The 20,981-nt window shown below is 68.3% G+C and carries 2 protein-coding genes; both read right to left on the reverse strand.

Annotated elements, in window-relative coordinates:
* Positions 1–21 precede the first annotated feature (21 nt).
* Entirely contained in the window at positions 22–306 is a 285-nt protein-coding gene (locus ACFVVM_RS28700; protein ID WP_387624593.1) for a hypothetical protein, read from the reverse strand.
* Between the two features lie 36 nt (positions 307–342).
* Complete coding sequence (locus ACFVVM_RS28705; protein WP_387624596.1) at positions 343–20,964, reverse strand: hypothetical protein; 20,622 nt, start codon at positions 20,962–20,964, stop codon at positions 343–345.
* Positions 20,965–20,981 lie beyond the last annotated feature (17 nt).

Genomic DNA, 20,981 nt, shown 5'->3' on the forward strand with positions numbered 1-20,981 from the left:
TCCGGAGCCGGGCCGCGACGCTCATCGTCCGGGCCGCCTGCGCTCGAACTCGGCGAACCTGCGGGCCATTTCCTGTTCGCGTTCGCGGGCGGTGGAACCGTCGAGTTGTCCGGCGAACGCCGTACGGGCCGCGTCGACCAGTGCGTCCGGCACATTCGGGTAGGCGCGTGCCACCTCCCACAGCGCGTCCTCGGTCTTCATGTCCAGCCCGGTCTCCGAGTGGATGCCGCCCCCGGTGAGCACCGAATGCAGCATCTCCTCGAAATTCTGCCGAAGCTCTGCCTCGGTCGGATCACTCTCTCGCATCGTCTGCCTCCTCACATCGTTTCCGGCCATCGCCCATCAGGCGAAGATCGTCTCCCGGCGCTGATCGTCGTGCACAACCGAACGGATGAACGCACCGAGGTCCATCTCGAGCGGCAGCGCCCGATATACCAGCTCACAGACGACCGTATCGCCGATCACGAGCGCGAACCGATTCGTGCGCCACGCGACCGAACCCCAGTCGACCCTGGTATCGGCGTCCACGTCGTACGTTCGGCCGCCGACCCGTACCGCGAGACCGTCGGCAGCGCGGTAGAACACCACCCTGACACCGTTCAGTTCACCGTAGACACCGCTGTCCCGACCGGTCGTCGACGACGCTTGCAGGGCTCCGGTGACCGGGTCGAACTCGGTGCGCACGCCGGATCCGGCGAAGGGGCGCACGATCAGGCCGGGCTCGCGGGTGGTCCGTCCGTAGTTCTGTCCGGTGTACCCCCCGTTGGCCGCGCTGCCGGGTTGGGGCGGCGGGGGCACGGGCGGGATGGGCATCGCGGGGACACCGACGGTGGCGGAGTCGTCCCGGTTGCCGGACGGCGGAGAGTAGCCGGGCGGCAGGTGGTGACCGGTCGGGTTCGTCGGGTTCGCCGGGTACTGGCCGACGTGACTCGCCGGGGACATCTGCTGGCCCGCGTCACCCATCGGGTACGTCGGATGGCTGGGGTGCCCCACCGGGTACGTCGTCGGGTATTGGCCGTTCGGGTACTGGGCCTGCTGGTATTGGACCGACTGCGGGTGCTGAGCATAGGGGTTCGGCGATACGGGCGGCTGCGGGAACTCCGGCGGAGTCGGCGGCAGCGGAAGTCGCGGCTGAGTCGGCGGATCCCAGGACCCCGGCGAAACCAGGACGTCCGGTGACGGCGGAAGTGTCGGCGACGGTGGAACAGGGGTCGGCGGTATCGGCGGCGTGGGTGTCGGCGTCGGCGGCAGCGTGGGCGTCGGCGTCGGCGTCGGTGAAGGCGTGGGCGTCGGCGAAGGCGTCGGTGTCGGTGAAGGCGTGGGCGTCGGCGAAGGCGTCGGCGTCGGCGTCGGCGTCGGCGAAGGAGTCGGTGTCGGCGAAGGCGTGGGCGTCGGTGAAGGAGTCGGCGTCGGCGTCGGTGAAGGAGTCGGCGAAGGAGTCGGCGTGGGCGAAGGCGAAGGCGAAGGCGGAGGCGTGGGCGTCGGTGTGGGCGTCGGTGTGGGCGCCGGCGGAGGCGGCGTCGGGTTGGGGGTCGACGGCGGGGGTGTCGACGGCTCGGGGGGCTGTGGCGGGGCCGGTGGGTCGGTGGGGGTGGTGGGGTCCACTTCCGGGTCGATCGGGGGCACGGGGTCGAAGGTCGGTGGGATCGGGAAGTCGAACTCGTAGTCCTTGGGCGGGTGCGGGATATGGGAGCGGACCTGTGATCCGCTGGGCAGGGCCGCCGGATTCGATGGGCCGTCGGGGCGAACCGGCGGTACCGGACCTGAGGTCTCATCTCGAGCAGGCGGTGTGCCCGCCGCATCGGGCACGGGCAGCGATCCCGCAGAAGGCGTCGGCCGGGCGAAACTGCCGGAGTCCAGGGCTGCGGGCGCCGCGAACCCGTTCGCCCGGTCGACCTCGGCATCGATACGAGTCAGTTCGGTGCGCGCATCATCGACACGTCCCGCCGCGCGTTCCAGCTCCGACACACGGTCCTGCCACGCCGATTGCTCGTCGACGGGCAACGTCCTGGTCCGCAACTCTTCGATCGCGCGAGCACGTTCGCTCGGCTCGAGCAGATCGGCCTCGTTGATCGGAAGACCTCGCAGCGCCTGCGTTCGAGCTGCTTCGGCGTCGGCGAGTTCCCCGGCTGCCTCGTCGCGATGGACCGACAAACGTGCCACATCGGCCGCTGCCGCGCGGGGCAACAGGTCGGTGAGTTCGGTGATGTCGGCGGCGCGCTGAACGACTTCGGCGCGCAGCACCGCCTGCACCTCGGCGAGCTGGTCGGGGGTCAATCGCTCGTGCTGGTCGACCTTGCCGTCCCGGTAGATCTCGTAGACCTCGGCCCAGCGCTGCGCGGTGGCCTCGGTCATGTCCACGCCGAGCGTGCGGGCGAAGTCGCTGCTCGGACCGCGATCGGGCCCGGGCGCGATATCGGTGTGGCTGTCGAGCAGGCCGAGGCGCTCCGGCACGTCGACCAGGTGGGTGACATCGTCGCCGAGCAGATCGAGCAGATGTCGGACAGCCTTGTCGTGCACCGGGAATTCCGTGTCAGCGACGCGCGGGTCGACGGCGCTGTCACCATGCGCCCGCGGATCGAAACGGTCGACGTCGGCGAGTTCGCCCGCGTAGTCGGTCATGGCGTCGACGAGTTCTTCCCGAATGTCACCGCGGTGCACCAGGTCCGCGATCACATCACCCAGGTGACCCAGGTCGGTCACCGCGGGCACGTCCGAGCCCGGCCGACGGCTCATCGCATCGAGCCGCCGCACGAGCCGATCGGACGCCGAGTCGATCGCCTTGGCCGCCTCGGAGTCGATACCGCGCAGCTGCTTGGCATAGCTCGTGAGCGCTTCGGCCTGCTGCTGTCTGCGCACATTGCGGACCCGCTGGTCGGTGAACTCCTCGGCCAGCCGCCGTGGTGTCATCTCCCCGGCGGTCACGCCCAGCCGGTGCGCGACCAGGTGCCGTGCGGCCTCGACCTGATGGAAGGTGTCGATGTCCCATGCGGTGCGGGCGTAATCGATGATCGCTTCGATCCGGCAGGCGCGCACAGCGTTCTCGGCACGCAACGTCGCGAGCTTGTCGGCGAGTGTCGCCGCCGATGTCCGGTCGGCGTCGGTGATGCCGAGGCGATCGACGAGTTCGCCGATGACGGCGTCGACTTCGCCGGCTGGTACTCGTCTGGGCGCCTCGACTGTTGTCGGCACCGCTGCCGGGGGTTCGTCCGGCACCACATGCCAACCGCCGCCGTCGTTCACCGCGGTCACGTCGACAGCCCGGCCTTCGAGCACGCCACTGTAGTGGCGCACCTGTTGCGTGCCGCCGTCGAGCAGGAGAATGCGCTCTGGCACGAACTGCCCGCCGGGCAGGGTGCGTCCGGGCCGGACCTCGGCGCCCACGTACTGCACGTCGACCACACCGTCGTTGACGGCCTCGGCGAGATCGGGGTAGCGGCGCAGCGCGTCGGCGATCACCCGGTCGTGGCCGAGGCCGTCATCGAAGACGACCAACCGCATCGACCCCTCGGATTCGCCGGGGACGAGGCCGATTCCGGTGCCGTCGTCGAGCATCGCCCCGCCCCGGGACAACACCCAGTCCCGACCGGCCATGTCACCGATCAGACCGGTGAGTTCCTCGGCCTCGCCGTGCGCGCGCAGGAAGGCTTCGGCATCACGGGCGAACTCCGCCGCGAGTTGATCGTGTTCACGGATCAGTGCCACCTCCTCGGCCAGCAGGTCGTGCAGTCGAGCCGCATCCAGCGCCTCCAGATCGGACTGCAGCAGCTGCGCCCACACGGCCCGCTCGTCCCGGATCTGGTCGCGGCGCAATGCGTTCTCGAAGTACTCGCGGATACCGCGGTCGACGCCCGGCTGATCGGTATAGGAGAGGTCGCGCCAGTCACGGCCGGGCTCACCACCGTTGTTCACGCCCTGCCATTGCAGCATCGTGGTGCTGCCGCCGTTGGCGCGCACGACCTCGCTCAGGAAGCGGCTCATCGGGTCGGCGTCGAAGAAGTTGACCTCGTCGCTGAACGGAATGCGCGCGTGCTCGGCGTTGAATCGACGGCACGCCTCGGCGAGCCCGGTCAGCGCACCGATGCGCCGGGCCTGCTGATAGCGGATCTGGTCGAGGGCCCGGCGCACGTTCTCCGGGGTCGGCTCGCCGAGGGTGACCTCCAGCTCGTCGGCCGCGTCGATCAGGATGTCGGCGAAACCGTCGCGGGTTCGCACCGCGTCGGCGAGTTCGCTCATCCAGCTGTCGATCTCGGCGGTACTGCGGGCGATTTCGGCGCCCGGCGGCAGCGCGGGGTCGACATGCGGCGCGGCGGTCAGTTCCGGATCGGGTCGTCGCGCGGCGAGTTCGCGCGCTTCTTCGGCGGCGTCCGCCTGCCGTTTCAGGTCGTCGAGTTCGACGCCGAGCTCCCGGCGCACCAGATCCGGGTCGGCTTCGTCGAGCGCGTAACGGTATTCGGCCCCGTCGCGGGTCGTCGGCGGGCGGTTGTCCGGCGCGGCCCGGTCGGCGATCCGCCCGGTGAGGTGTTTGACGAGCGGCAGCAACTCGCGGTTGCGCCACAACGTGACGGTTTCCTTGATGATCCTGGCCGGATTGAACTTGTAGGTCAGGCTGTCGTATTCGTCACCGGGGGTTGGGCTGGGATCGCGCTGACTGGTCAGCGGAAGTCCCGCGCCGTAGCCGAGCACCGACTGGCCCGCGCCGTCGAGGCTGGAACCGGACGGGTACTTGGGTGTGTGGCCGTCGAATCCGAAGCTCACCGCATCCCAGAGGCGGCGCAGCAGTGAGCGGCGTCCCGCGGCCTGATCAGGTTCGGTGCGCGGTGTGGGCGGAGGCGGCGCGAGCCGTTCGGCCGTTTCGACGCGCCAGCCCGAATCACCGTCGGCGACGAGCCGCGCGGGGACGTGGTCGCCGTCGATGTCGAAGTTGTAGCGGCGGGAATCATCGCCACCGTCGACGTGGGTCTCGACGGTACGGACCGCGTCGGCGAGGTCGAGGACATCGATGGCTTCACGCCGGACCGCTGCCCGTGCGTCGGCCACCACGAGAGCCGGGGTGCGGGCCAGGGCGTCGGGATCGATCCGCAGTCGTCGTGCCCAGTTGTCCCGTGCCGTCTCGGCTTGGGCGCGCAAGGCCGGATCGTTGATCGCGGACGCGCGATCTGTCGCCGCGGCCAGCGCTTCGACCATGCCGGCGCGCAACAGATTTCGGTATCGCAGGTTCGCGACGGTGTCGCCGAGGCGACCGAGGTCGGCGTCGGTCAGACCGAACTGCCGGATCAGTCGATCGCGGGTGTCAACGATCGATTCGGGAGCAGGTGTTCGGACGGTCGAGGCGGGATCCGGATTCGAGGCGATGATCGGCGCGCCCTCGGGGGCGGACGGCAACGCCTGCGTGGGGGTGACCGGTTCGTCCACCGGCAGGCCCGCACGCCGTAGATCCTGTTGGACCTCACGCAGCGTCGAGTCGTCGGCCTCGCTCAACCAGTACTGCTCGTCGCCGTAGCGCTGCGTGTCGGTCAGCGGATCGAAGTCGGCCGGGTACCGCATGGGCGGTCCGTCCGCACTGTCGAGGAAGCCGCGGGCCCCGGCGAGTTCGGCGAGTTCGGCCAACGCCGCGAGCGGCTGCCGCAAGGAGGTGAAAGGTGCGCCGAGTCCGAGCGCTTCGGCGAGTGCGTGCGCGTGCTCGGCGTCCCCGTCGGAAAGCGGTTCCTCGGTGCGCTGGGCAGGCTGATCGCGTTGCGCCCGGAAGAATTCGGCGACATCACGCAGTGGGTCACCGGTACGCCCGGCCGGATCGTCGGGTCGGCTTGCTGCCGAACTGGCTGGGTCGTGCGGCGGCCCCGACGGGGTCGGGGAGTCGGGAGCGCCGGCGTCCGGGGGTAGCGCTCCCGGCCGAGGCTGAGCCGCGGGCGAAGTCGACGGCGAAGTCGCGACAGCGGCGCCTGCGCCCTGGTCTGCTCCCGGCGACGTTGTCGGTGCCGACGGAGTTCGCGGCGCTCCCGGTGTCGACGGCGGAGTCGATGGTCCTGGTTCGGGGGTGGCGACCGCTGGACCGTCCTCGTCCGGGCCGTCGTCATCGCCGCGCGCTTCGAGTTCGTCGAACTTCGCCGCGATCTCCTGGCGACTCGCCTCCAGCCGCTGCTCGAGCTGCAATGCTTCTGCCCTGGCCAGCAGATCCGCCGCCAACTGCTCGGCCGCCGCGTCGGTCTCGGCAGTCGAATCGGCCAGTTCCCGCCGCAGCTGCGCGATCTCATCGAGCACTGCCCGGATTCGGCCGTCCGCGGTGGGCAGGGGGGCAGGCTCCGGCCGCGCGGCGGGCTCCTCGCTCGATGGCACAGCCGGTTCATCGGGTGACGCGAGCGAATCGGCCAGCTCCCGCTGAATCTGTGCCAATCGATCCATGGCCGCGTTCAGGCGTGCATCGGCGGCCTCGGTGTCACGGTCGAAGGCCGCATCCACCTTTGTGGCCTCACGGCGGGCAGCCTCGTCGAACGGAATCGCCTCGCTACGCGAATCCGGTTCGCGCCCTGGCTCTTCCGGCTCGTCCGGGGAGGCGGGAGGTCGTGGCGGATCGGTGGGTGGCTTACCCGCACCACCGTCGGCGGATGGTTCACCGCGCGGAGTCTCGGGTGGATCACTCGGCGGCGACGTGGGTTCCGGCTCGGGATGGGTCAGGGGATCGTCGCCATCGGTCCCACGCACATTCTCGCCGAGGCCGAGGTATTCACGGACGAGCTTTTCCAGGGCGTTGAGCTTGTCGGCCCGCGCGCGAATCTCGTCGCGTAGCGCGGTGGTCTCTTTGTCCCGGTCCGCGGGGGACAGCATTTCGTCGTTGTCGAGGTTGCCGTCGCGGAACGCCTCGTAGATCTTGGCGTAGGTGGCCGCGTCGGCGTCGGCGAGGTCTACGCCGACCAGCCGCGCCCAATCCCGGCTCGCCGACGGGCGATCCGTGTTGTCGATGTCCGCGGGCGGGGTGAGGTCCACGTGCCCACCCGCCTCTGCGACGACCCTGACGAAGTTCGCGACGTCGATGCTGCCCAGTGCGTCGAGGAGGACGTGGCGCATCACGTTGATCTCGTCAGGGCTTTCCATCCGCAGCAACCCGCGCACGATGCGGGGGTCGCCGGTGCCGTCGGAGGCAACGTCGGAGTACGGGTCGATGTTCATCAGCGCATCGACGAATTCGGTGAGTGCGGCGCGAACCACGTCAGAATTGCCCTGCTTCTCGTGCATCCGTACGAGGTGGAACAGATTGCGCGCGCTCAATTGCTCTGGATCGACCGCGAAGACGCGGTCACCTTCTCGCCCGCCCGGACGCTGCACCCGCCCCGGCGGTAGCAGTTCCGCGACTCGTGGGGTGACCTCGGCCAACTCGGCGTGCGCCGCCATGCGCCGCTGTCGCGCGGTGGGCTTGTCGTCCGACGCCGCCGGACGCTGATCGGCGGGCAGGGCGTCGTGGCGATGGGCCGGGTGGACGTACTCGTCGGGGACGAGCGCCTCCGCCAGCCGCTCGCGGGCCTTGTCCACCGCGGCTTTCACGACCTTGTCTGCCTTCTCGATGCCGCGCAATTGCTTCATGTACTCGGCCAGCATGCCGAAGTTCTGGCGGCGCAGCGCGCGGTTGCGAGAGGTATCGGCCAGCAGCGCCCCCACCGCGCGACCGGTCATTTCCGCCTGGGTGAGCCCGAGCGTCGAAGCCATTCTGGAACGCGCGTCGTTGACCGCGTGGTATTCCTCGATGCGTTGTCCGGCGCGGAGGATGTCGGCGAGCGCCTCGATCTGTCCGGCTCGCACGACATTGTCGAGCCTCAGTTCGGCGAATCTTTCCGCAATGTGGCTGGGGTGCAGATCTCCTGGCCCGAGACCGAGTTCGCGTGCCAGCACCACCATGTCGGCCAGCATCCGTTCGGGCGTGCGCGGCATCGACACGCCCTCCCCTGTCGTCACCGCCGAGCCGTGGACCGCACGCCACGGTTTCTCGCCGTCACGCAGCAAGGTGATCGGTATGTCCCGGCCGTTCACGGTTTCGATGTGCTGGCGCACCTGCGGGGTATCGACCGGGTGCAGAATGGTGCGACCCATGGAGTCGATCACCGCCTGCCGGTAGTCCACCCTCAGCGATCCATCGCGAATCCGCGCGACCAGGTCGGGATCGGCCGCCAGCGCATCGGCGAGCACGTTGTCGCGGTGGCGCGGGCCATCGGCTATCACCAGCAGATCAGGGTGCCCGTCACCGAACGGGATCTGCGCCACCTGGTCGCGCACCGCGTCACCGACCAGCGGACCGTCGGGGTCGTGGCTGTCCAGGGTGAGCAGCTGGTCCCGCACTGCCGCGGCGAATTCGGTGACCCGCACGGCGTGGTTCTGGTTGATCTCGAAGAGCCGCTGCACGAACAAATCGATGGTTCGTGGCGTGAGCTGGTGGGAGGACAGATCGAGCATCCCCGCCCAGGCATCCAATTCATGGGCGAGTTGATTGCGCCGCAGCCCGTGCACGAAAAAATCGCGCAGGCCTTGATCGCGGCCGAGTTCTCCGACCCCGCCGAACAGTGGCAGGGGTTCGGCGCCGTTGCCGACCGGTGTCAAGTCCAGAATTCCGGGTTCGAATCCGAAGGCTGCCATGATCTCGGTGAGGAATCGGCCCTGCAGATTCTGGTCGGTCATCCTGACCCGGGCGCCGAAGCGGACTGCCCGGCTCTCGCCATCCGGGCCGAACGTATAGGGGACGGTCTGCTCGGCATGGGCGCGGATGAATGCCTCGGCGAGCCCCACTATGCCCGCGGTCTCGGTCATCACCCAGTACTGCTGCCTGTTGACCACACGATGCAGTGTCAGCGGGCTCTCGTCGACGAGATCGATACCGAGCAGCCGTTTGGCCATCTCCGTGAGCGTCTCACCGCCCTCTGGCGGTGGCGCGATGTCAGCGGGCAGGGCGGGCAGCAGGTCGGCCCTTGGCCGGTCGCTCAGCGCGTCTGCTTCCGCGTCGGAGATCAGATCGTAGGCGAGCAGATCGCTGATGATCCGACGGCGCGGTCCGTCGAGCGCGGTGTCGAAGGCATCGAGCAGGTCTGCTTTCGCCTCCTCGGGTGTAGTCCGCCCGGCGTCGAGATCGCTCAGGATCTGCTGGCGCACCAGATCGGCGTCGACATCGCTGATCCACGGCCGATACTCCGAGCCGTCGGCGTTGAACATCGGCACATGCTCGCCCGCCTCGGCCCGCACCCGACCGGCGAACTGACCGAAGAACGGAATCTTCTCGCGGCTCTGGATCCAGATCGCCGCCTGTGCGGCGACCCCGAGAAACGTCGGATCGGACGGTGACGCGTCAGGTGCCGGACCGACCACTGGATGCTGCGGTGTCGGGATCGGGGCGGGCGTGAGCCCGTGCGGCGGGTTCGCGACCAGGTCTCCGATACCGGACACACCGTCACGCATGGCGGCCAGTCCTGCGCTGTCGCCCTGTCCGGGCGCACCGGAGACCGGCTTGAGCGTCAACCCGTGCTCGCCCAGCCGGTCGAGAGCGCGTTTGAGGAACGGTTTGGCCTCGGCGGAGGACAGTGTCTCGTCCTCGGGCACGATCACCCAGCCGTCTTCGCCGTCCGGACGCAATCGCACCTTCACCTCCTCGCCGTCGATGTCGAGGGTGATGTGCACGTCCGTCGGCGGCTCGTCGGGCGGTGGACTCGACTCCGGCGGCCCGGCGAGCGGCTTATCCGCCTCCTCCTGGTCGGGTTCGTCCTCCGAACGCCGATCCGGATCACCCTCGCTCGGCAGGTCGAGGTGGTCGGTGCCCGATTCCTCGTGCGGGCGAGCCGATTTCAGTGGTGGATTCTCCGCCGTCCTGGTCACCAGGTCGTACAGCGCGCGGGCAGGCGCACTGGCCTGATCCCGGCCGACCAGCATGACCTCGGCGAACGCTTCCGCGACGGCCTCGTGCGGGCGCAATACGCCGTTCGCGTCGAAGCTGTAGCCGCTGAGCCGGCGCAGCCAGGAGTCCGCATCGGTGGCCGGATCGTTGCGGAAGGCCTGATCGAGCGCATCGTCGGCGCCGCCACGCGCCGCCAGCCGCCCGGCCGCGTCGAGAGCATGCCCGTATTCGTGGGCGGCCACGGCGAAGACGGGCCTGCGCAGTACCTCGGGATGGAATCTGCCGCTGTCGACGCCGCGCTGCAGTGCCGAGCGGAGCTGCTCGGCACTGGTGGCGTAGTCGAAGCCGAGAGTGATCCGGGTGTAGGGCAGTCCGGTCGCGCCGTCGTGAAAGCGCTCGGTCTGGCCGAGCACGCCGGCCGACAGGTCGCCGATGCCGACACCGCGCAGGTCTGCCTGGGGGAACTCGTTGTAGAGCTCGACCATCGACCGCGCATAGTCACGCACGACCTCGGGGTTGAGTCCGGCACGGTCGAACCCGAACACCTCGAACGTCGGGTTGTCCATCGCCGCCCGCAGGTGATCCTGCAGTCGCGCACCCACTTCGGCGGGAGTCAGTGACGACCATTCGTCACCGACGGGGGCGCCGAGGAGCCGTGCGTCCACGACATCGGCGGTGAGGTCTTCCGATGGTGGACGCAACCGCGGTTCGTCACGAGTTCTGTCGGGAGATTCGTCCACACGTAGGAGGTCGGTGTCCCTCGGCACAGCGCCCGGATCACGGGGACTCGGCTGGGTGGCGGCCGGATCAGCGGAACTCGGCGTCGAGGTGAACGGCAGCCGGTCGATGAACCGTCCGAAGCGTCCCCGCGGCGGAGTCCGATCGGCCAGATCCAGGGACGGGTCGTTGAGTACCTTCAGGATCCGATCGGCCAGCTGCTGGGCGGTCGGCGCGGACATGCCCTCGAAGTGCCGTGCCAGGACATCGGCGTCTCCACCGGCCAGGGTGGGCGCCGACACGCGCCAGTTCCCGCGGCCGTCGGGTTCGACTAACGCGGTGACGTGTGTCGCGTCGAGCCATATCTGCTGGGAACTCTGATGGAGCGGGCGCGCGGATGTCTGGCTGGTCGTGAGATCGGGCAACGCGATCTGGCGAGTCACCAGCTGGTGCGCGACATGGGCGGGGTGCGTCAGGTCCGTCGGCACATCCCCATCGAGGATCCGGCGATGGCCTGCCTCGATGAATCCTCGGCGCAGGCTGGGCTCCCTGCGTCCGCCGGACACATACCTCGTTTCCTCCGGCCGGGTGTACGCGTCGGGCCCGAGCTGCTTCAACCAATCGTCGAAGCCGAGCCGCACCAGGCCGTCGGCGCGATAGCGCAGGTAGTGCGACAGCATCTCGGCGACGGCTTCGGCCTCATCCGGATGCCGGTACGGGCCCTCGGCGTCGGCGGTGGACGGCCGGTCCGCGCCGGGTGTGAAGCCAGGTGTCACGGCGACAGCCCGGTAGTCGAGTGTGTGGGAACGATCCCACAGGACATTGCTGAGTTCGGGGTGGGTCAGGGCCAGCGCGTGCAGCGCGTCCATGTGCCCGCCCGGTTCGGCGACGATGACCAGCCGCGGACGCCTGAGCTGCTCCGATTCGGTCGAATAGCGTGCCACCTGGTCGCTGAGCCGCTCCGGGAACGGCGGGAAATCGTACTCGGCGTCGAGAACCTGGCGCGCGAGATCCGAGTCACCGGCCGGATGAGTGGGCGAATCCGAGGTGTGCGCGAGCGTGCCGGGATCGGTGGGCGGCTTCGGGTGTCCCCAGCGCGAACTGTCGCTGTCACCGGCTGCCCGCACCACATCGAGCGCGATCTCGGCCTGTTCGAGCCCGACCCGGTCGAGGTAGCGGTGTACCGCCCGACGACCTGCCTCCTGCGCGACCTGCGCCGGTGGCGGCGCGTCGGGGTCACGCCGTTGCGCCCGTTCGGCTTTCGCGTGCGCTTTGTCGTAAGCCTTGTTGTACGCCGTTTCCGCGGGGCTCTCCGGGACGAAGCGGCCGACATCACGCAGTTCGCGCAGTTCGGCGATCTCGTCGGCGAGGCGGCGGCTGTGGGCGTCGTGCCCAGCTCGCGGATCGGTCCGATTCGCTGCCACGGCGTCGCCGGTGATCGGGGTACCCGGGCGCAGCCCGTTCGCCCGGTCCCAGGTCGCCGCGAAATGTTCGGCGAGCCGAAGGCTTTTGCGCCGCTGTTCATCGGGCGCCCGGCCGGTCTCGGGCCCGCCGTCGACCAAGGGCCCGACGTCGTTGAGATGCTCGGCCAACGCGCGCACGCCGGCCCGGAAGGCAGCCCGGTGATAGAGCGGGAAGGACTGGACGACTCCCGACTTCCAGTACGCCTTCTCGGCGTAGGCCAACCCGTGAGCGTATGCCTCGGCATACACGTGCATCCCGGCGTCGGCGTACGGCGACGACAGATCGAGCAGCCCCCTGTCGTCGGCGTCGCTCGCGTACATCAGCGCATACGCTTCGGCCATCCGGCCCATCATCAGCTCGACGAATTCGTCGCGCGGGAGCGTGAGCCGAGTCGCCGCCCCGTCTTCGCTGAACTGTTCGGCCAGCCGGGCGGCCACGACGAGTTCCCTTGCCCGCCCGCGCGGATCGCCTTCACTGCTCACGACAACGGTGTTGGTGACCGGGTCGTAGCCTTGTTCGGCGCCGAGTTGATAACGCCGGTCCGACAGCGGGGTCGACCGTGCGCCGGGCTCGTTGCTGTAGCGCACCTCGACGCCGAGCCGTTCCAGTGTCGCCTTCGCCCAGTCACCGTGGCCGAGATCGATCAGCGCGCGCAGAGTTTGGTTGTGGGTCCGCTCGGCGAGCGCGCCGAGCGTGGTCGGGATGTCGTCGCGGCCGAATTCGGCACGGGTGGGGTCGTCGCGGCGGTTCTGCTGCGTGAGCTCGCCGACCGTCGGTTGTCTGTCGCCCAGGTGAGGGGGGTGATCGACCTCGGCGCGCGGGGTCGCGCTGTCGTCGGCACTGCGAGAGACCCGCAGGACCCCGGATCCGTCATTGTGCACCTGGACACGGCCTTGCTCGGCCGAACCGGCCTGGTCCGCGAGATCGCGGACCACCACGGCCCTGATTTCCTCGTTGATCCTGGCGCGCTCCCGCTCGGCCTTGGCGTGCTGGTCGACCAGCTCACCGAGAATCCGAATATTGCTCTCGCCGTGGCGGACATCGATCCGGTCGACACGTTCGGCCAGCACCGCGTACTTCTGCGGCCGGGTTGCGGGCATCTCCTCGGCGGGCAGGTTGAAGGCGGCGGCCAGCCGACGGGCGATCCGGTCGAAATCGGCCTCCAGCCGGTGCAGCTCACGGACCACGGCCGCGTCGGCCCGCGTCAGCCGACCCACCTCACGTGCGGCCGCCGGTGACCCGGGCCGGTATTCGGCCACCCCGCCCGTCGCCGCGGTCGATTGCGACGCAGCCCAATCCATCTCCGCGTTCGAGCGTCCCGTCAGTGCGTCGTCGGCGCCGAACCGGGCATCCGCCAGCAGATCGCGCGCACCGGCGGCACGCGCTGCCGCTGGATCAGTGGGATCGTTACGCAGCGCCGCGTCGAAACCGCGGAGGTAGGTGGCTTCCAGCATCCGCTGCTGCGCGGCGTCGACCGGATCGTGCAGTGCGCCCCTGAGCGGGTCGTAGCCAAGTTCGGCTGCTTCCCGGTGGAATTCGGCACGTCGGCCGAACGCCTCCGCTTCCACCTGCACGCGGGCTGCGACATAGTCGCCCCGGTCGAGCTCCCCGATCCGAACCGGCAAGTTCTCGATTCTGCCGTCGAGCACCGCGCGGACCAGTTCCGCGGTGCGCACGACCTCTCCGGCCTGCATCAGTTGGTCGCGCTCGTGGGTGCCGATGGTGAACTCCATCGTGCGATCGTTGAAGTAACCGGCTGAGACCCCTGCGTCGTCGGTGAATCGCACCATGGCGCCGGCATCGCGCAAGGTGACCAGCGCGTCTCGCCCGACTGTGGTGTGGGACAGCACTTCCCGTACACCGGCAGCCATCGTGTCGGTGGGCCGGTACATCCACCCGTCGGGTTGACCGTCATCGGGTCGCACCAGGACGTGGTCATGCCTGGAATCCATGGCGCCGATACTGTCGAGGCCCGTTCGGGCATTGTCGAGGACCCATCGGCCACCGTCGATGAACCGGCCGATCGGACCGCGGTTCTGCTGTCGCACAACGCCCTGCTCGAGCAGGTCGTAAATGAACCGCTCCGCTTCGGTGACATTGTCGCGACCATAGGTCTGCACCGCGAGGAACGCCTCCGGCAGAGCTTCACCGACATTGAGTAGTCCGTGTACGTCGATGCTGTAGCCGCTCAGGTTCTCGCGCAACCACTGGCGATAGCCGGAGATGGTGCGCTCCCCCAGCTCGTTCACCATGTAGTGCACATGCAACAGGGCATCGAGGTCGAGTCGCGCGTAACCATTTCCGGTGCTGTCGATGACATGTCCGAACTCGTGCACCGCGATCGCGTAGGCGGGCCTCTCACCGCCCGCCGTGTACCAGCCGCTCCGTATGTTCCCACTGTGCAATGCATGGAACAGGTCGAGATCCGCGCTCAATGTCGCGTTGAAGACGATCTCGTCAGCACGCCAACCATGTATACGGAACGAGGACCTGGTCTCTGCGTAGCTGCCCGCGGGCAGCTCACCGATGGACACCTTGCGCAGGTCGGCAGTCGGGAACTTCTCGAACATGTCGACGATGGCGCGCGCGTATTCGCGGATCATCTCCGGATTCAGGTCGGCCCGATCGAAACCGGTGACCTCGAATCGATCGTTACCGCTCAGTTCCCGAACACGGTCGCGCAGCAATTCGCCGGTTTCGCGGGCTGACAGACTCGACCAGTCGTCGGTCGGTGCGCCGAGACGGGTCGCATCCGGCTCGGCGGGGGCCGCGGGCCTGCCGTTCTCGTCCGATGATTCCGGACGCGCGGAGCCCGAGTGGTCGGCCACGGTATCGGTCTGGTGAGCCGTCGATGTCGGACCAGCGTCGAAGGGCATGAGCAGGGCGTAGTACAGCAGCCCCGCCGCGGGGCTCACCGCGTCCCGGTCGAGCACACCGTCGGCATCACGAGTGGCTTCCATTTCCCGGAAGCCGTCGGCGAGCGCCGCACCGAGATCGATGACGCCGGTGTCCCGATTCACGCTGTCGCCGCTGAGTTCACCGGCCAGCCAGCGGCGGTAGCCGACGCGATTCCGCGCGCCGGGTTCGTAGTCGAGATAGTGGCCGAACAGTGCCAAATCAGCGAGCGACCTGGTCTTTGCCGTATCTCCCGCGAAATTGAGCGCATGTCCGAATTCCCGCACGGCGAATCCGTAGACCGCGCGCTCGCGCAAGCTCGGCGAATAGAAGCCGTCCGTGCTCCTTGCGCGCACCATGGCCTCGAACAGGTCGGGGCGCAACGCGAAGTACTTGCTGCTGAAGGTGATCGACTCCGTGTGCCGCGTATGGTCCGGGTTCAGACCCCACGCCGATTCCGCGACCCGGCCCGGCTCGGTCTCGCCGATCCCGACGCTGCGCACGTCCACCTGGGGATACCGCTGGTGCATGTCGACCATCGCGCGCGCCACTTCGCGAGCCATCGCCGGGTGCACACCCGGTTGATCGAAGCCGAAGGTCTGGAAATCGCGAGAACCCGTCATCTCACGGATACGGTCGCGCAGGTGTTCGCCGACTTCGGCGGGAGTCAGGCCCGACCACTCCTCATCCGGGGGATCGACGAAGATGTCGGGATCTCGGCGTGTCCCCTCCGGCGACTCGTCGGGCCCCGCGATCCGATCAGGACGATCCGACAGCGTCCAATCGATGGAATCCGGCGGGCGCACGGCATTGTCGACCAGGAGATCGCGTAGTACACGAACCGGAACGGGACGTGCGTCGTCGCCATCGAGGCTGCGCAGGAAATCAGCGGCGAAGGCCTCCGGCAGTGCCTCACCGGGCCGCAATCTGCCTGCTCCGTCGAAGCTGTACCCGCTGAGCTGGCGCAACCAGTCGTCATAGGACTGGTTGCGGTCACGGGTGGTGTCATCGGCATAGCGTTGCGCGAGAACATCATCGGCCTGATGGCGCGCGCTCTGCTGGCCCGCGTAGTCGAGCGCGTGACCGTATTCGTGCCCGATCACCGCGAACACCGGGCGGTTCATCACCTCGGCCGCGAACCGATTGTTGTCGACACCGAGCTGCATGCGCTGCCGGAAGAACTCCGCGTCCCGCGCGTGATCCTGGCTCAGCACAATCGACTCGGTGAACAACCTGCCGGTCGCGGGGTCGATCCGGGGCTGCGACATCCCGATCACCCCGTCGGGCAACTGGCCGATGCCGATCCGGCGCAGATCCACACTCGGAGCACGCTCGACCAACTCGACCATGGCACGGGCGTATTCGCGTGCCACCTCGGGATTCACCTTGGACGAATCGAACCCGGACACATCGAAATCGGGGTTGCCGAACACGTCGCGCAGATGTTGCTGGAGACGGTCGCCCACCTCTTCGGGGGTCAGTGGCGACCACTCGTCGGTGCGGGGAACACCGAGTTGGTCGGCGTCGAAACGGGCTGCCTCGTCCGGGTCGTCCGGCCGCGTGGTGCCCCCGTCATCGGCGGCGGAGTCCAGATCCGATCGCAGCGCGGGCGAATCGATTCGGCCGATGTTGTCCATCCGGACCAGCTCACCGTCGCGAACCAGATCGAACTGCCGGACATCTACCTTTCCGTCCGTATCAGCGTGCACCTTGTGATATTCGAACTCCAGGGTGCCCGCACGGTGGGCTTCCAGAATGTCGGTGCGTGCCCGGATCAAAGCCTGACCCTCCGCGCTGGCCGGATCGATGCCGCGCTCGGCCATCTCTTCCGGTGTCTCGCTGAGAATTCGATGCAGATTGTTGTCGATCCGCAGCGTGCGACGCAGGTACTCGGGCGAGCCTTGCTCGGCACTGGCGATTTTGGAGCCACCGAGCCGTGATCCGCCACCTTTTGCCTCGTGCGACACCAGCATCGGCGGCGCGCCGTCGACGCCGGGTACGTACACCACCACATCGAGGGTGTCGGCACCGTCGATCGCCTTTTCGCCATGGATCAGGCCCTCGTACGGCGACATCAGCACCGCACCCGGGAATTTCGCCGGATCGAGCCCGAACGCCGTGGCCGCGAGTTCGCCGAGCGCCTTCGAGTGTTTGACGAGTTCGGTTCGGAGACCGTTGAATTCGTGCCCGTTGTACTCGAAGGCCTCCAGCCGCTCGAGCTTCCTGATCAGCTCCGACATCTTGTTCTGCAACGCCTTGTCGTCGGGCGAGTCGAGCATGCGCTCGTCCACGTCGGTGAGCGCGTCCATGATCTTCTGGCGCTGCCCCTCGGCGACCAGCCGCAACTTGTCGGCACTGGCGATGTCACCCAGCTTGGTGACACCGAATTCGGCCATGTGATCGTTGACGACACCGAGTGCGGTATTGCTGCGTGTCTGTACACCACGGCGCTCGGTGACGACATCCGAGATCTGCTGCGCGATCGCGGGATCGACCACCTGGTAGGGCTGTTTGGGTCCTTCCTGAGCCAGGTACCGATATTCGGCCTTCAGCCAGTCCTTGATGAAGGTGCCCCTGAGGTTGCACAGCCGGAAGTTGATGTTACGGAAGGTGTTCGGCGGATCACCGAAGTGATGCCATTTGCCGTCCGGGGTTTGATAGACGTTGTTTTCCAGGTCTCCTTCGATGTCGTCGGATTCGGCGAGGAAGTCGGGGGTCTCGTCCAGCTCGGCTCGACGGGCGAGATCCCGGACCGCTTCGGGAGTCGTCGACCCGTCCGGCTCGCGCACCTCGGGGGTATCGCGCGATTCGGGGGTGTCAGGCGAGTCAGGGGTGTCACGCGATTCGGAGGTGTCACGCGAGTCAGGCGTGTCGCGGGTGACGTCGTCGGTGCCCGCCGGCTCGTTCTCGTTCCGCGGGGGCCGCGAGCGGTTCGTCTCGGGCGGAGCTTCACCCTCGCGTCGGGCAACGGCAGACGCTTCGTCGGTACCGATGATGCGCGGTGGGAGGGAACCATCGTCGGGGCGTCCACCGGCCTTCGGCCACAGGGAATTGGCGTCCTTGCGGTGTTCCTTGGCGTGCCACTCGGCGAGCTTGGCGTCGCGAATCAAGCCCTTCCTGGTCTTCTTGTCGAGTTGATCGCCACCGGCGGCGATCAGATCACGCAGTGCGCGCCCCCGTTCGGCTTCCCGGGCGGCGAGCTGATCGGCGCGTTCGGCACGCATCCGCCAGCTGTGCTGCTTGACGGACTCGCCGTCGCGCCTGCCTTCGATCCGACCGTCACGGGTGTAGATCGTCCGCTCGTGCGAGGGCCGAACACGAGTGTCGGATCCGCTGGGCCGCACCGACTTTCCATCGCCGTCGAAGAGCACGGCATTGACGTTGCGCACCTCGCCGTGCCCGTGCGGCGTCGGTCCGGGCCGGGTCTGACCGTCCGAACCGGAGACCCTGACATCGAATCCGCCGTCGCCGTTCGGGTGGGCCGTCAGGACATAGGAATCCGCGCCGACCCCACGGCCGTTCACCGCGCGCTCGGCCACGACCAGGGCACGCGGCAGCTTGCCGTCGGCGATATCGGCCGGGTCCATGCCCTCCGCGATGCGCACCAACTCGTCGGCCACTCCCTGATGCCGCGGCTGATCCCCTGCACCGCCGGGGAATTCGTGCATGCGCCCGCGCGCGGCCCGCTCGGTATCGCGCAGCGACATCCCGGCTTCGCCGACCGGACCCTTCGGCGGCTTGATCCGCCGGTTTCCGGTCGCTTCCTTGATCTCTTCCAACCCCTTTTTCGCGGGGTTCTCCGGCGCATCATCCGAATCGTTGCGCGGGGCGGGAGAATCCGGGTCCCGCGCGGGATCGGCATCGGGATCGCGACGAGGCGCGTCATCGCCACCGGCATCGGCGCGGCGCGCAGGCCTCGGCTCACCGCCACCGTCGCCCACGACACCGACCACCGGCACGATGATCGGATCGACGTTCGGCCGCTGGCTGTTCCCCTCCTCGTCCGGTGTGCCCGCACGCAGCGGGTTCGCGCCTTCGCCGACGCCGTCCTCACCGTCGGTCGCCTGACGGGTCTCACCGTCGGCAGCTTGGCGAGTCTCGCCGTCGCTCTGCCTCGTATTGGACTGCGGTGCTTCGGAATCAGTGACACCGGCACGCAGTGCAGGACCACCATCGGCCTGCCCTGCCACGGGTTCGGCGACACCTGCGCGACTGTTCGCGCCTTCCGCCCCTTCGGGTTTCGACGCTTGCGCGCGCGGGTCTCCAGCGGCAGCGGTCCGGGGATCCCCGGAACCCGGCGAGGCGTGCGTCGGGGCGGACGAACCGGCACCGGCCGCCGCGGGTGCGGCGGCGGTGGTCGGCGCGCCCGTTGCCGCGGCCGGTGCCCCCGCGGCCGCTGGCGCGCCTGCCGCGGCCGGTGCCGCCGCGACAGGGGAATGCTGGCCATTCGACCCGGCCTGTGCGCCCTCCGCGGCACCAATCGGCGCCGCGCCGTTCAGCCCACCATCATGTTGTCCCGCAACGAGATTTGGCTCATCACCGAGCCTTGTCCGACTGCCGTCGGACTGGGTACCCGAATCATCGGCCAGACCGGCCCCACGCTCGGAAGTGGCATTGTCGCCCGATTCACGATCACTCGACGAGGACCTGTCGTTCGAAGACGACTGGTCGTTCGAAGACGACTGGTCGTTGGACGAGGACTGGTCGTTCGAAGACGACTGGCCACTGTCGTGTGAACGGCCGCCCTCACCGCCCTGCGACGACGAGGTGTTGTCGGACTGGCCACTCGTCTGCGAGCTTTCACCACCACCGGCGTGTGAACGCGAACCATTCTGCGCGCCTGCGTCTCTCGAACCGGTCGAGGACTGCGATGCCGCCTGGTTTCCCCCGCCACCCGCCGTGGACTGGGCTGGCGAGCCCCCACCCCGCGAACCGTCACCGGCCAAGCCCGCACGGCTCGGCGAGTTCGACGCACCCGGGCCGGCACCCGTCGCGAGACCTTGTCCCCCGCCCACCGGCGGCCCAGCGGGATCGCCGAAGAGACTGTTCATCCGGGTCCCCAAATCGGGGCGGCCCGCCAAACCAGGGGCAGCTCTTTGCCACGCTCCAGCGCCGAGTGTCCTCGCCCCGGCCGTCAGGCCACCGTTCGAGGCACCCGCCGTGAGCATCCGGTAGTCGAATTCGCCGCCGAAGGGGATCGTCACCGCGTAGCCCGCCAGACCACCGGTCACCCCGGCGGTGATACCGGTGATTTGATTGTTCACGAACTGCCGCCCGAACGACATCGGGTTGTCCGGGCCGAATCCCTTCATCAGCTTCTTGCCGAGAACATCAGCCAGCGGACCGGCCGCGGCGCCACCGGCCGCAGAGCTCAGTGCGGTCAGCCCGACCTGGCCCCACTCGATCTTCTTACGGGTCCCCTGCTCGACCTGATACTTCTGGATGCCGTAGTCCTGCATCGTGCCGATGGTGGTGTCGATCAGGATGTGCTTGAAGATGAACTTGACGACCGCGTTGCCGACGACCCGACGGACCGCGTCGAGCAGACGCGCCGCGATGAATCGGCAGGCGATACGCGTGGCGGCGATGGCCGCCGCGTCCAATCCGAGTTTGAACGGCCCGGCAAAGAAGGAAGCCGCCATTTCCGCCGCCAGCAAGAGCAGCGACGAAATGTACATCAGCTTGGCGTATTCGATCTCGGTCCCGGTCTGATACGCGCCGTCGCCGGTTTGCTCAAAGTACTCGGCAAGCTTTTTCAGCGTCCGGTCTTGACCTTTGCTGTCGACGACCAACATGGAGTCGAAAGCCGCGAGCATTTTGGTCATGCCCTCGCCGGCCGGATACGCGTTCTTCGTGGCGCCCTTGGCTGCCTCGATATCGCTGATGGCCTTCGTCAGTTCAGCTGCGGCGGTCTTCCAGGCCTCGCCGAGCTCCCACATCTTGTCTTCGTTGCCCTCTGGCCATTCCATACCGGCCAGCCAGCCCAGCTTCTTGACTACTTCCGGGGGATCGATCGCCACCTGTGGTTACCCCGAGA

The organism is Nocardia sp. NPDC058176, assembly GCF_042883805.1.
Classification (GTDB): domain Bacteria; phylum Actinomycetota; class Actinomycetes; order Mycobacteriales; family Mycobacteriaceae; genus Nocardia.

Excerpts from the sequence above, each read along its gene's own strand:
- ACFVVM_RS28700 (WP_387624593.1), bottom strand. The coding sequence starts at position 306 with ATGCGAGAGAGTGATCCGACCGAGGCAGAGCTTCGGCAGAATTTCGAG.